The organism is Oceanobacillus sojae, from assembly GCF_900162665.1.
GTDB lineage: Bacteria > Bacillota > Bacilli > Bacillales > Amphibacillaceae > Oceanobacillus > Oceanobacillus sojae_A.
Genome location: NZ_LT727810.1, coordinates 207591 through 221858, shown reverse-complemented (window position 1 = coordinate 221858; position 14268 = coordinate 207591). Strand labels below are relative to the sequence as shown.

The following is a 14268-nucleotide window of genomic DNA, read 5'->3' as shown; positions in this document are numbered from 1 at the left end:
ATAGTTAAATTTTTTCTGATATCAATTAAATCTCTCTTAATATATTTCTTCTAAACTTTAAATTATTCTTAATAACTGCGATTACTGATTCTGAATTGTAATTGGTAGTTTCCCATTCACTTCTTTCTTTCCAAAGATCGCACTTGCGGCTGTCTCCAACGCACAAGGAGTAAATTCATACGTATTCAGATAAGCAGGCACCTTTGGGAAATACCTTAAAACATAAGGATTTTTCATCGCCACAACCACTACATAGGCGCCAATTTCTATTAGTTTTTTTATAAGCATTAATTGACTACTTTCTGCTGCCACGGATAAAGTGCCTATAATAATAGAATCATATTTTTTTACTTTCTTAACCAACTCATTGATTTCATCAATTGATATCGTGTTATTCAATTGTTCTACATCAGCAAATGGATGAAACCGGAGAACTGCTTCTCCTAAATTAAATTCCATATTTCTTTGATCCTCTACCCGCACCATTTCATCGTTTTCGGGATAAAGAACTAGAACCTTATCGTTTATATCTAATGGGAGTAAACCATCATTCTTAACAATGGTTGTACTATTCCGGTAAACTTCTGCGGCAAGCTCCTTATGTTCATTACCACCTACTATGGGGGGAACTTTTGCGTCATCAAGCTGCACGTTATCCCAATCAAGATACTTTTCTTTTAAGCTTTGGATTCTTTTATTGGCATCTGTTATATAATTCATATCAATCTCGCCAGAATCTATTGCGTTTATAATCTCCTTTACTGCACCTTTTTGACGTTCAAAAGTATGTGAGATCATGACGAAATCAACTCCTGCCTTCACAGCAGCAACGGCCCCTTTTTCAGTTCCAATTGTTTGAGAGATAGCGTCCATCTCCATACAATCAGTTGTTATTACTCCGTTATAACGGAGTTTTTCCCTTAGTAATCCTGTAACAACTTTTCTAGATAACGTTGCAGGCAAACCTGCTTTTGATTCGATTGCAGGGAAATAGATATGTGCTGTCATAATTGTATCAGCACCTGCTGCAATACACTCTTTAAACGGCTTCAATTCTACTTTTTCCAATCTTTGTAGATCATGTGATATTACAGGTAAATCTAGATGGGAATCAACATCTGTATCACCATGTCCCGGAAAATGTTTCAAGGTAGTTATTAGACCAGCCTCTTGCATTCCTCTTATTGTCTCTCTTCCAAATTGTGCCACCTTTTCAGCTGACTCGCCAAATGAGCGGACACCTATCACTGGATTTTCAGGATTATTGTTTATATCTAAAACAGGAGCCAGATTCCAATTTATCCCTAATCCAAGTAATTCTTTCCCTGTCGCAAAGCCAATTTCATATGCATTACTAATGTTATCCGTAGCGCCCAGAGCCATTGCCCCAGGAAATATTGTCGTCCCTTCACCCAAACGGCGCACAATCCCATTTTCCTGGTCCACGCATATCAATAGCGGGTATTTATAACCAGCTTTTTTAGCTTCTTTTTGCAAGTTCGTTGTCAAATTTAATACTTCAGCAGAGGTACCAATATTACGAGTGAATAAAATAATACCTCCTACATAATAGGTATTAATTAATTCTTTCACTTCAGGAGTAATCTGCTTTCCTTCAAATCCAACTATTAATAATTGACCAGCTGCTTTATTCAAGCCGGAAACACCTCTTTCATCACGGATTTTATAATCATGTTTCAATAAATGTAAAATTATTATCGTTTCATAATAAGAAAAGCTGTGAGCCTTAGAGAAGGAACACAACTTTTCTTATTAATTCAAAGTCCTTTCACTAATACAAAAGGTCTAAAGCACATGATTTGAGGTAAGATTTGAAAATAGAATATTTTGGTTTTTCAAATCTTTACTTTAACATGACTGCCCTTATTTATTATTTGCATGCATCTTTGTATACATGAAAAACATTTCCTTTGACAAATGCCTAATCGTTTCCGTACTCATCAATTGGTCTTCAGCATGCATGAATAATAAAGAAAACGGAACTTCTTCTCCTTGGGCTTCTTTTTGAATGAGTTGTCCATGAATTTTATGCGCTTCAATAAAAAAATGATTTGCTTCATCCATTTTTGACTCACCTTCTGCAAAGTTCCCTTCTCTTGCTTTCTGTAATCCTTCAATAATGAGTGATCTTGCAGTTCCTGCATTACTAATGATTTGCATATATAATAATTCCATTTCTTCCATTCTTTTGCCTCATTTCTTATTGACAAGCTTTTCCGCAAATTCTATTACTGCCGTTCCATCGTTCATCCCGTAGGCTACCGTGTCAATAACATCTACAGGAATATTTTGTGGTTGAGCAATCTTTTCAGCGTCTTTTCTCCAAAATCTCATTTGTGGTCCAATTAAAACTACATCAGCATTTGAAATATGTTTTGCTGCTTCTGCTTCAGGAACAGCCCATATTTTATAATCTTTCCCCTGTTCCTCAGCTGCTTTTTCCATTTTAGTGACTAATAAACTCGTTGACATACCTGCACTACAAACTAATAAAATATTCACGTTAACCTTCACTCTCCCTTTTTTTATTCTTACTACATTACTTTTTGTAGTAAAATTTGACTGCCTCCATCGATAAAATCAAGCAGTGGAATATCTTGCGGAATAACTTCACCGATTACATTCACTTTGTCGTCTTGTTTCAGATCTGTTAATGTAATTTGGATTTCCCCTGCGTATCGGCCATACTTATTATTATCAATTGTAATAGATCCCTTCTTACGGTCTGTTGTATGAGCCGGGTTTAAATTTTCATTATCGTGGAGATCAATACGAGATTTCCCAAAACGGACCAGGTCCCTCGCTGGATCTCGACGATTAATCTGAACATTTTCTAAATACGTATGAAAAACGGCAAATTCCGGCCTGATTTCCCCCCTATATCTAATTGGGATAATACCATCTGTAAGGAAAGAAAATTTTTCTAGTGTTTCATCCGCTAAGGATGGATCTCCAATATAAACTTCATCGACAAGACCATTTTTCTTTAAATCCAAACAGGCATGAACCGGTGACATGTCCCGATGTTCTTCTAATGTTGGCAATCCTTGATATAATGGTTTTCTTTTTACTCCGTCACCTGCAACAAAGGCAGATATTCCTATTTGATATTTTTTCAATAATATATTCTTTTCGATAAAATATTCTCTTGATAATCCTGTTTCCGGCCGAGGATAAAAGTTGTGTGCTGCCTCCGTATTATCTACGTTTAATCCTTTATTTATTAATTTTTCCAGGATCTCATCTGTTAATGTACTTGCATTTAAAGAGATTCTCATTTTTTTAGATAGTTGAACAATCTCTTCCAAACTTAAACCATAATCAACCCGGAGGCCTGTAATCCCCCATTCCAGTAATTGATCCACATTATTTATATCCATGTCCAGATATTTAAATGATTTTGGGGAAATGTCAGCAAATAAATCCATTTGGTGTTTTTTTGCTTCACTGCCCAGATGAAAAAGTAATTCTTTATAAGACTTTGTATCATCTTCTGGAATATGAAGTGATGTAAAAATGGAGGAAAACCTATTTCGGGCTGCTTTTTCAATCCACTTTTGATTAAATTCTTCGTCTTCCTTTGACAGATAAACAGAAATGCCAATCATTGTAATCCTCCCACCTTATTAATGTAAATAGTCTTGTTTCCTTGTCGCGAGCATAAACGCTTTAGAAGAAAGATTTCTATTACCAACTTCTATTGCTCTCATTGTTGCCATGGTTCGGTAATAATCTTGATATGGAACGTTCGCTTCATTTGCTCTAAATAATTCATAATGTGAAACTGCTTCAAACCATTGATCAAATGTGTCTTTAATATCTACATAAATTTGTGGAAGAAATCCGTTTAAATCTTCACAGTTCTCTCCAAAGTATACATGCTCCACATGGTGAGGTTCTTGCTCTGTTTTGACATTTGGATTTCCCGCCATTTTCACAGCTGTCAGGACCATATCATGTGTCAGGACATGACGCGGGTGAAGGCTCCCTCTCCAATGAGTAACGATAATATCTGGTTTTTCTTCTCTAAACAATTTACAAAGGTCCATTTCCATCTCTTCTTGGGGAGGTAATTGTCCGGCTACGTAGCCAGTCCAAATTGATTTTGCTCCCATCGCTTCAGCAACTTTAGGCATCTCCTCTTCCAACTGTCTTCCATATTCCTCTGGTGTTTTATTCTTATTTCCTCTTTCCCCCCTTGTAATATGCACGAACGAAGCCTGATGACCTTCTTTCGTATACTTAATGGAGACTGGGCCCGCCATTAATTCGGCGTCCAAGGCATGTGCTCCGATTGACATAATATGATGTTGTTTCTTCAATTTAAATCCTCCTAGTCAATATTATTTTTAAAATATTCAAATGAAACCTGCTAAAAACCGCGTGATAAGGTAGTTAACTTTTATTTAATCTTTTTTATTATTGCATGTCGTTTCATGACTTTCATGCCAGCCCGATCGTAAAAACGTTGGGCACCTCCATTTGTCCAGGCAAGCCAGACATGATAAATTCCTCTGCTGTACATGTCCCACAGCATTTCATAAAACAAAACACTTCCTATTTTTTTCCCACGCATTTTTTCTGACACCCCAAAGGGGCCAAAATGCCCTTCCAAATCGTCAATAGCACGCTGACAATAACCCACAATGTTTGAATGATGGTCTATCGCTAAGAGGATGCGTTCTTCACCTTTAAATTTCTCTAAAGTTTCACGGACATTTCTTACCCATCCACCTGAGAAATTCTCTTTTAGAAACTCTATGAGGGAAAGTGTGTATTTCTTAGAAAAAGGAATAACCTGAATATCATGTTCTTTCTTCAAGCCATCCCTTATCTCTTTGATTTCCTCAGGAATGGTAAAATTGTATAAAACCATGTCCATCCCCACCGCTTCTCCTAACGTTTCATATCCAAATGATTCGAAAAATGGAATTGAACCGCTGTAAGCATCCTTGTCAGGGCCAGGGAAGAAATAATTCGGACTATAGGCACCAAGTGTTATATTTGTTTTTCCCAGGTTTTCAAACTTTTCCTCGATAATTTTCACTAACTTAGATCCAATTTTTTTCCGTTGATAGTCCGGATGAACAAACATCACTGGAATCCATGCTCGTTCTGGCTCCATCCCCCGGTCCTCATAGGGATATTTGCGAACCATTCCTAGGCAGTAACCAATCACTGAGCCATTTTCATTCTCTGCAACCAAGCATAATTCCGGATCAAAATTTGGATCTAATAATATTTTTTTATGGAAGATATTTGAACTAACCGGATCTTTCGTTAGACATTGATTCCACACTTTAATAACTTGCTCTTCATCATCATCTCTATAATTTCTAATCTTCACAGAGTCCATTTCTTCATCACCTCATCTTAAAATTAATCCGTACTTTGCTTTTCATTTTCATACTGCTCTTTTAATGTCTGTTTTTCTAAAACCTTATAAAATGGAAGCCAAATAAAGAACATAATGACAAGGTTAACAGTCGCAAGCAAAGCGCCTGCCCAGCTTCCCCCTGTTCCAAGATAGCCAGCAATAGGCCCTGGAACTGTAAATGGAATTGCAGCAAAAGGTGCTGGCACAAGTCCAATAGAAATTATGAAGTAGCTGAATATAAACAGGAATAAGTGACCGAATACCCATGGAACAAATAGAATAGGATTTAAAACTATTGGCAGCCCAAACATAATCGGTTCTGCAATATTAAAGATGGATGGAGCAAGTGCTAACTTTCCTAAAGTTTTATATCTTTTAACCGCTGACATCAACATGAGAACAACTAACGGCAACGGACTTACTCTGACAAATTCAGCCATAAATTGTGCACTGGCAATGTAAGGGACCGTTTCCCCTGCGTCTGCAGCTGCAGTATTTGCTCCTAGCATGTCTATCCAAACAGGTGTCATTACTGAACCAACTACATTACTTCCGTGAATTCCAACAAACCATAGGATACGATCAACAAAAAAAGCACCAAATTGGGCGACAGCGCTTGTCCCTCCTGCAATGATTGGTTCAAATCCAGCCATAATCACAGCAGCAACATCAACTTGAAGTATATAACGCAGAACCCACCAAAGCACCATGGTAGCGAATACTGGTATTAAAGCAGTAAAAGCATTTGTAACCATCGGCGGTACACCCTCAGGCATTTTTATAACAATGTCTTTTTTAATTAAGTAACGATGAATTTCTGTACTGATAATTGCAACAATAATAGCTGTAAACATACCAGTACTCCCAAGATTATCTGCTGGTAAATAGGTACCTATCTCCTCGCTTACACCAACAGGGAATAGAATTAAAAAACTAAACAAACTAATCATAGCACCTGAAAATGGATCTACCTTTTCACCGTGCTGACTATAAAAACTTGACAAAAAATACCCTATTCCTGTTGCAAGACCAATAGACAGCAGCCCCATCGTTGCGTTATTTGCACTGGACAAATGTCCAGAAATTGGTTCAATCAAATTTTGCCAGGCTTGGACCGGAAAAGAACCTAAAAGTACAAAAAACGATCCAAGAATAATAAATGGCATCAACGTTATAAAAGCTTTTTGGATTGAGTCAAGGTATCTATTTCTAGATATCCGTATTAAAGGTGGAGCAACTTTTTCCTCAATAACATACGTTAATTTCTCCATCACTGCCACAGTGATTTCACACCTTTCTTTTTATTTTTCTATTGTCTTATGGATAGAACCTTCTGTTTTCTTCAAACACTCAACTGCCTCATCATAGGATAAATCAGTCAATAGCATAATAATGGCTGTCTTTGTTTCATAGTTTGCCATTTTGAAATATGCTTCGGCTGTTGAAAAATCGCATTGGGTTGCTTCCATAATAATTTTTTTTGCTCTTTCTTTAAGTTTTTCATTAGTTGGCTGCAAATCTACCAGTAAATTTTGATATGTTTTTCCAACACCAACCATTGACGCTGTTGACAGCATATTTAAAATCATTTTTTGCGCCGTCCCCGCTTTCAATCTTGTTGAACCGCTTAAAACCTCCGGCCCACAATCAACCTCAATTTTTGTTTTAGCAACTCTTCCAATTGTAGAGTTCCTATTATTACTGACAGCAACAGTGGCTGCACCAATATCATTAGCGTATTGAAGACCGCCTATGACATATGGTGTTCGTCCACTTGCTGCAATGCCAACTACAATATCTGAATCCGTTAAATGAATAGATTGTAAATCATTCCTGCCTAATTCTTCATTATCTTCCGCTCCTTCTACTGCTTGAATAAAAGCCTCGTTACCTCCAGAAATTAAGCCAATAACCTCTTTGGGATCTGTTCCAAACGTTGGAGGACACTCAACAGCATCAAGTAAGCCAAGTCTTCCACTGGTCCCTGCGCCTAAGTAAATCAGTCTGCCACCAGATTTTAATGAAGTAATAATATTATTTACAGCTTCTGTTATATATAGGATATTTTCTTTTATAATGTAAGCTACTTTAGCATCTTCACCATTCATGATTTTCAAGAATGCTTCTGTTGACATCTCATCAAGATTCATAGTTTTCTCATTTCGCTTTTCTGTAGTTAAATCGCCAAGCATTTCTTTCCTCCTTTTTGTAAGCGCTTTATTAAATTGATTACAATTTATTTTATACCACTTGAAATAAAAATTCAATATATTATATAAAACTTTTGAATTTTTATTTCATATTTGGTTTTTCCCACTACAAAAGCAAAATATAAATTAAGTGCAGATGTTGCGACTTGTATGTATCATTTAAGCCCAGATAAACTGGACATTACTGACTGATCAGCCTTCATTTATAATTTTAGAGCTCCCTCTATTCTTAAAGCTGGTATCTCAGTTGCAATGCATTAAAAAAAGCTCGTCTTTTCAGACAAGCTTTAACCTTTTAAACTCCATGTTAAGCATTCTTGGATACTTTGATAAGGGGTAATATTTTTCACTGGTACTCAAGATACCGGGCGAATAATACCTCCTAATCTCGAATACCATTTAACACATTTTTAGACTCATAAGGTTTACTATTTTTCTTTTCTGTCTTTTTTTGAGAACGATTAACAATTTCTATCCGCCTAATTATCTTATGTATAATCTACTAACTTATATATGGGGGGATAATAAAGATAATTAATCCCCCCGCAGTTTCACCTCTTCGTTTTAAAAACTCCTATCTAAGGCGCCCGCCCAGTTAAAAGCTTGACAATCAGTATGATTAAAGCCACAACCAGTAATATATGAACAAGATTTCCGGCTACTCCTCCAATGAAGCCCAGCAGCCATAAAACTAAAATGATAACGATAATCGTCCAAAGCATCGTCTGACCTCCTCACTTCTTCTTTCAATTACAATTCCCCGTTCTTATTATTTATAAACAAAAAGTTTATAATTACGTTGATTGTCAGAAATGGGGATATGCACCATTTCTGACAATCAACGAACATAATTTCAACTTTTTTAATATTGACAAGTAAGCGTTTTATGTTTAAGATTTAACTATAATTAAATAATCTAAATTAATCTTTGAATTGTAACTGTATCTCACAGGCAAGATCAAATTAATGTATGGCACTTTATTTAACTGTGCCTATATTAGTTGGTCTTGTTTTTTCATTTTTATAGTTTATTGATGGGGGGGGGGGTGAATTCATTTTGAAACTTAAGAAAGTTTATAATAATAATGTTGTGCTCGCTGAAAACTCTCGAAATCTGGAGCATATTATTATCGGCAGAGGAGTTGCTTTTAATAAGAAGATTGGAGATCAAATAGAAGATTCTATGATTGAAAAATTATTTGTTTTGCAATCTGCTCAAACGATGAATAGTTTTTTTAAACTATTAGATGAAATTCCTATTAATCACTTAGAGTTGACAAATAGAATGGTAGAAGCTGCTGAAAAAAAATTAGGTGTAAAATTTGATGAGAGTGTCTATATAGGCTTAGCAGACCATATTACTTATGCATTAGAAAGAAATAAAAATCATACGAAAATTAAAAATGAGTTGCTATGGGAGATAAAACAATTTTACAAAAAAGAATATGAAGCAGCTTTAGAATCATTGAAAATCATACATTACTATGAAAATATGATGTTATCTGAAGATGAAGCAGCTTTTATTACACTTCATTTTGTAAATGCCCAACAAAATGGTCAAGAAATGCAACAGACAGTATGGAGTACAGAAATTATTCATGACATTATAACTATGATACGCTTTCATTTTAAAATGGAGCTCAACGAGGATTCCTCCTATTTTTCTCGTTTTGTATTACATTTAAGATTTTTTTTGAGAAGAGTTTTTGCGGATGAGTTTCCCTCTTCAAAAAATTTCAACTTGCTTGAGGATATTGATATAAAATATCCAAAGCTATCTGCTTGTGTTGATAAAATCATAATATATTTAGAAAAACGATTAGAAATAAAAATCCATAATGAAGAGAGATTCTACTTGATTCTTCATATTAATCGAATACTTAATTAAATAAATGAAAATTGTAACTGTTAAATCAGGCAATACTTAATAAAAGTGATTCTTCACTTTTATTAAGTATTGCCTTTTTTATATAAAAAAATTTGGAGGAGGTTTATTTATGGGGAAATTTGATGATCTATCCCATTTTATTATCGAAAATGTTGGTGGAGAAGATAATATTATTGGATTAACACATTGTATGACAAGGTTACGTTTTAGTTTAAATGATTACACGCTTGTCAATGAAGCAAAGTTAAAGGAAAACAAAGCGATTGCAACAGCTCAGAAAGCAGGAGGACAATATCAAGTTGTTATTGGCACTCATGTAGGAGATGTCTATAATTCTATTTTAGAAAAAATAGGAACCCAAAAAACAATTGAAAATGGGGAAAAGAAGGGAACTATTAACTCCATTATAGAAATAATTACAAAAGTTATAACTCCAGTTTTGGGAGTATTACTCGCATGTGGATTAGTCCAAGGTGTTCTCATGATACTAACATTCTCCGGCTTATTACAAGAAACCGACGGAGCTTATATTATTCTAAACGCAATGGGACAGTCCATTTTTTATTTTTTCCCTGTGATTCTTGGTTACACCAGTGCAAAGGCGTTTAAATTAGATCCAGCAATAGGGATTATTATCGGAACAATTCTCGTTTTTCCAGGTATGACGGAGAGCTTAGCAAGTGGTGACGTACTAAAGACACTTTTTGAAGGATCATTCATATCTACACCTGTTTACCAAACATTCTTTGGTGTCCCTATTATGTTTCCGGCTAATGGATATGCATCAACAGTCATTCCGATTATTTTTATTGTGTATTTTGCATCGAAAATCAATCAGTTTTTAAAAAGAAAGATTCCCTCTGTGATGGCTTTCACGCTGGTTCCCTTTTTAACAATTTTGATTACACTTCCTATTTCTTTATTAATTATTGGACCTATTACAAATATGTTAAGTGAGCTTATTTCAAATGGTTTTTCCGCACTTTACGGAGTATCAACCATTTTAACATCATTTCTTGTAGCACTTATATATCAACCATTGGTCATTCTTGGATTACATTGGCCGTTAATTACATTAGGTATTCAAAATCTGGGCAGTCATGGTTCTGATTATATTTTACCGATGCTATTTACTGCTTCTTTTGCCCAAACCGCTGTTGTAGCAGCTGTATATTTTAAAACAAAGTCAAGAGCCCAAAAAGAAATTGCTATTCCAGCATTAATTTCTGCTTTATTCTGTATCATTGAACCTGCAATCTATGGTGTTACACTTCCAGTAAAAAAACGTTTTGTATTTTCTATGATTGGCGGAGCTATTGGTGGAACTTTTATTTCAATACTGGGAGCTGATTTTTATGCAGGTGTTGTTGGCATATTTGGTTTTGTCTCATTTTTAAATCCTAGTGGTGGGTACTCAGGTTTAATTATTTCAATTATTGGCGTACTCATTTCAATGATTATTTCATTCTTATTGACTTATTTTACTTTTAACGAAGAAGCGGGGCCAGAGGAAGAAAAAAAAATGAAACATGAAGTGTCTGGATTAGGAGAAATTGTTATTCACTCTCCTTTAAAAGGCAATGTTACAGAGTTAGAAAACGCAACAGACTCTGCCTTTGCAAATGGATTATTAGGAAAGGGGATTTTATTTTATCCAGAAGGAAACCAAATTATAGCCCCTTTTGATGGAGAAGTTACAACAATTTTCCCAACAAAGCATGCTGTAGGGATTACAAGTACGGATGGAATAGAAATGCTTATTCATGTTGGAAAAGATACTGTAAATTTACAAGGAAAATACTTCAAAAAATTAAAAGAACAAGGCGATTTTGTAAGGAAAGGTGAGGCTATTATCGAATTTGAATTAGATGCGATTAAGAATGCAGGTTTTAGTGCTGAAACACCGGCAGTCATTACGAATGCAGATCAATATGAAAATATTTTAATTGTAAACTCCGATTTCATTGATTATTCAGGAGAAATAATGTCAATCCAATTAAAAGAGTATGAAAATAGAAGTCGTATAGGTGATTTAGCGAAGGATGGAGGGAATATGGCTTGACAATCAATAGTGAATTATTAAGAAGAATAAAAGGTATTTTAATGGGGGGAGCTGTTGGTGATGCTTACGGTATGCCAACAGAATTTTGGACCTATAATCAAATAAGAAGAAGTTTTCCGAATGGAATAAAAACTTTATTGCCATCTTTAGAAAATCAATTAATTCCAAGAAATTTGCCAGCTGGTTCTGTTACTGATGACACAATTAATACAGTCATGATTTTAGAATCCATTGTCAAAAACCAAGGGAAATTAAATGCAATGGATTATATTAACCATTTGATAGAGTGGATTTCTAACGCAAAAGATTCCAAATTAGTTTCTGGCCCCTCAACACTTAAAGCTGTACAAGCAATAAAAAAAGGAGTTCCTGTTAACAATACAGGGTATGGTAATACAACCAATGGTGCAGCAATGAAAATTTCACCAATCGGTCTTGTATCTGATTATAAGCATTTAGATAAGCTGATGGAAAATGTTTTTGAGATATGTTTACCAACGCATAATACAGAAATAGCAGTATCAGGAGCATGCGTTGTAGCAGCCTGTATTAGCTATGTTGCTGCTGGTGGAAAAGACATTGATGAAATTTGGGAAATTGCTGTTAGAGTAGCTGAAGAATCTAAAGGGTATGGAGCTGAATTTCCAAGTCCATCTCTATCCTTCCGAATTCAATATGTGCATAAGATTGTTCATAATTGTATTGAGGAAGACGCTATTACACGAATTGTTAACGAGTTGGGGACTGGTGTTGAAACGATTGAATCTATTCCTGCAGTTTTGGCAGTTGTACAGCTTGCTAAGGGAGATCCAATGAAAGCTGCAAAAATCAGTGCAAGTTTAGGAGCTGATACTGACACTATCGGTGCTATTTCAGCAAGTATTTGTGGAGGGATAACTCCGTTTTTTGATGAAGGTGATGTATCGACAATTGAAGAAATCAATTCCTTAGATTTTTCTAAACTTGCGGAGAAAATACTTCCATTCTCACCATATTATACCTAGATAGATATTTTGATTTTCTGATGAATAAGTGAATTAATCATATACTAACAGGAATAATGGTTAAAAAGCGGTAATTCATTTTAGGGTTGAATACTGCTATTGAATAGAACTAACTAAGCCGTCTTTTTGAACCACTCAAGTAAGTGAACAATAGGCATGGTACCTCCATCATAAGTTGGTGAAGGTACCACCTTTATTTTATTATCACAACATTAGCATCAGGAGAAAATAAATTAATACAAGGTAACCATGTGTTTTTAGTTACTGTATTTGGCTTCTTGATAGCGTATTTCAATCCACTTTTTCCAGTACTCTCTTCCCAATAAGAACAGAAGTCACATGATCCCCGTTCCTTGAAAAATAAATCCTCTCTCCTGTTTCAGCTATAAAATCATTTTCAGATATCGGGTAAAAGCAAGTAACGAGCTCATTTCGATTTAAATAAAGCAAATTATTTTGTATGGATACCGAAGCCTTATTTCCTTCTCCTGATTTATATAATCCAGAAAAGTTACTTAAATCCAATGATTTATCAGACAGCACCGGACTTTTGTTGAATAGCTCTGCTGCCGGTATTTCTAAAAGAGTATTTAATACAGAGACTAATATTTTCTCTGCCGGGACATCAGCCATATTAACCAAAATGGAAGCTGATATTCCTTTTTCTCCGATAACTTGAAAATTAGAAGAGACGCCCTTTACACTGCCTCCATGCCCAAACCGGGTGTATTCTCCGATCGAATTTATTTCAATCCCATAGCCATAATCTCCGCCATTAGGCAGACGAAAAGCAGATGAAGTCATTTTTTTGATCATATTCTCTGATATAATCTTTTTGCCATAGAAATTGCCATTTAAACGCAGCATCTCTACAAATTTCATTAAATCTTCGGCAGATGTTTTCCATGATCCATTCGTATAAATATCACCTACATCCCACCAGGCCGGCGAGTGAAAAACATCTGATTGCTTTTCTTTATAGGCATATAATTCCGTTACATTTTCTTTATTTGCAATGGACTCAGTAAGGAAAAAGGAATCTTGCATATCGAGCGGGAAAAATAATTTTTCTTCTACATATTTGATAAAAGGTGTCCCGCTAGCCAATTCAATTATTTTTTGCAGCATCCCGAACCCTTCATTGGAATAATTAAATACTTTTCCAGGGGGACCAAGCAATTCGAACTCCATATTGCTTATTTGTTCAATCAATTCATCCGCTGTTTGTATGATAGTCTGCTCATCCGGATTCCATTTACCAAATAAAAATTCACCATCCGGATCATTCCTTATACTTCTGATACGGGCATTGTGAATGGAAGGTAATCCCGGCAATCCGCTGGTATGGGACATAAGGTGTCTGATTTCCAGCTGTTTCGCGTAATCTTCCCTTGGCCATTTCAAATTGGGCAGCCATTTTATCACCTTATCTGTGCTATTTAATTTACCCTCCTCCTCCAGCATCATAATCGTAAGACATGTCAGAGATTTGGTAATAGAAGCCAGGCCAAATACAGTATCCTTTGTAACAGGTAGCTTTTCGTCTACATTTCTATATCCATAATAATTATTATAAATACTATTACCATTTTGATATACAGTAAGTGCCATACCGGGGATTTTTAATTCCTTACAGGTTTCGTTCAACTCATCATTCAACTTGTCTTTGATAGATTCAGATATCATGCTTAAAGTCTCCTTATGTA

The 14268-nt window shown here is 35.4% G+C and carries 13 protein-coding genes; 3 read left to right on the top strand and 10 right to left on the bottom strand.

Going from position 1 to position 14268, the window contains the following annotated elements; translation table 11 throughout:
• Positions 1 to 81: 81 nt before the first annotated feature.
• From nagZ to BN1068_RS23310, 9 genes are all read right to left on the bottom strand, one after another.
• Complete coding sequence (nagZ, locus tag BN1068_RS04825) at positions 82 to 1656, bottom strand: beta-N-acetylhexosaminidase (RefSeq protein ID WP_077601698.1); 1575 nt, start codon at positions 1654 to 1656, stop codon at positions 82 to 84.
• Between the two features lie 228 nt (positions 1657 to 1884).
• Positions 1885 to 2205, bottom strand: coding sequence for a PTS sugar transporter subunit IIA (locus tag BN1068_RS04820; protein ID WP_077601697.1), 321 nt, complete (start codon positions 2203 to 2205; stop codon positions 1885 to 1887).
• A 9-nt stretch (positions 2206 to 2214) separates the two neighbouring features.
• The gene (locus tag BN1068_RS04815; protein WP_077601696.1) at positions 2215 to 2523 is read right to left on the bottom strand and encodes a PTS sugar transporter subunit IIB; all 309 of its coding nucleotides are present in this window, start codon (positions 2521 to 2523) and stop codon (positions 2215 to 2217) included.
• A 32-nt stretch (positions 2524 to 2555) separates the two neighbouring features.
• Positions 2556 to 3629 (bottom strand): DUF871 domain-containing protein, encoded by a 1074-nt coding sequence (locus tag BN1068_RS04810; protein WP_077601695.1) that lies wholly within the window; start codon positions 3627 to 3629, stop codon positions 2556 to 2558.
• 18 nt (positions 3630 to 3647) lie between these two features.
• On the bottom strand, positions 3648 to 4343 hold the full coding sequence (locus BN1068_RS04805; protein WP_077601694.1) for a PIG-L deacetylase family protein: 696 nt from the start codon (positions 4341 to 4343) through the stop codon (positions 3648 to 3650).
• 80 nt (positions 4344 to 4423) lie between these two features.
• A complete protein-coding gene (locus BN1068_RS04800) occupies positions 4424 to 5368 on the bottom strand; it encodes a GNAT family N-acetyltransferase (protein ID WP_175637073.1) in 945 nt (314 codons plus the stop codon).
• A 32-nt stretch (positions 5369 to 5400) separates the two neighbouring features.
• Entirely contained in the window at positions 5401 to 6669 is a 1269-nt protein-coding gene (locus BN1068_RS04795) for a PTS sugar transporter subunit IIC (protein WP_077602191.1), read from the bottom strand.
• Between the two features lie 30 nt (positions 6670 to 6699).
• Complete coding sequence (gene murQ, locus BN1068_RS04790; RefSeq protein ID WP_077601692.1) at positions 6700 to 7590, bottom strand: N-acetylmuramic acid 6-phosphate etherase; 891 nt, start codon at positions 7588 to 7590, stop codon at positions 6700 to 6702.
• A gap of 596 nt (positions 7591 to 8186) precedes the next feature.
• Positions 8187 to 8330 carry a lmo0937 family membrane protein gene (locus BN1068_RS23310; RefSeq protein ID WP_139344732.1) on the bottom strand — a complete coding sequence of 48 codons (144 nt, stop codon included), beginning with the start codon at positions 8328 to 8330 and terminating at the stop codon, positions 8187 to 8189.
• A gap of 335 nt (positions 8331 to 8665) precedes the next feature.
• Between BN1068_RS23310 and licT the strand changes: the two genes are divergently transcribed.
• The 3 genes from licT (at position 8666) to BN1068_RS04775 (ending at position 12562) form a co-directional block, all read left to right on the top strand.
• A complete protein-coding gene (gene licT / locus BN1068_RS04785) occupies positions 8666 to 9496 on the top strand; it encodes a BglG family transcription antiterminator LicT (protein WP_077601691.1) in 831 nt (276 codons plus the stop codon).
• A 109-nt stretch (positions 9497 to 9605) separates the two neighbouring features.
• Positions 9606 to 11558: a beta-glucoside-specific PTS transporter subunit IIABC gene (locus BN1068_RS04780; RefSeq protein ID WP_077601690.1), complete on the top strand. Its 1953-nt coding sequence runs from the start codon at positions 9606 to 9608 to the stop codon at positions 11556 to 11558.
• Positions 11555 to 12562: an ADP-ribosylglycohydrolase family protein gene (locus BN1068_RS04775; protein WP_254846708.1), complete on the top strand. Its 1008-nt coding sequence runs from the start codon at positions 11555 to 11557 to the stop codon at positions 12560 to 12562. Before BN1068_RS04780 ends, BN1068_RS04775 begins: the two co-directional genes overlap by 4 nt.
• Positions 12563 to 12853: 291 nt before the next feature.
• On the opposite strand, the gene BN1068_RS04770 is transcribed toward BN1068_RS04775, so the two are convergent.
• Positions 12854 to 14248, bottom strand: coding sequence for a serine hydrolase domain-containing protein (locus tag BN1068_RS04770; RefSeq protein WP_077601689.1), 1395 nt, complete (start codon positions 14246 to 14248; stop codon positions 12854 to 12856).
• Between the last annotated feature and the right edge of the window lie 20 nt (positions 14249 to 14268).

Excerpts from the sequence above, each read along its gene's own strand:
- BN1068_RS04810 (WP_077601695.1), bottom strand. The coding sequence starts at position 3,629 with ATGATTGGCATTTCTGTTTATCTGTCAAAGGAAGACGAAGAATTTAAT.
- BN1068_RS04780 (WP_077601690.1), top strand. The coding sequence starts at position 9,606 with ATGGGGAAATTTGATGATCTATCCCATTTTATTATCGAAAATGTTGGT.
- BN1068_RS04795 (WP_077602191.1), bottom strand. The coding sequence starts at position 6,669 with ATGGAGAAATTAACGTATGTTATTGAGGAAAAAGTTGCTCCACCTTTA.
- BN1068_RS23310 (WP_139344732.1), bottom strand. The coding sequence starts at position 8,330 with ATGCTTTGGACGATTATCGTTATCATTTTAGTTTTATGGCTGCTGGGC.
- BN1068_RS04820 (WP_077601697.1), bottom strand. The coding sequence starts at position 2,205 with ATGGAAGAAATGGAATTATTATATATGCAAATCATTAGTAATGCAGGA.
- BN1068_RS04770 (WP_077601689.1), bottom strand. The coding sequence starts at position 14,248 with ATGATATCTGAATCTATCAAAGACAAGTTGAATGATGAGTTGAACGAA.
- murQ (WP_077601692.1), bottom strand. The coding sequence starts at position 7,590 with ATGCTTGGCGATTTAACTACAGAAAAGCGAAATGAGAAAACTATGAAT.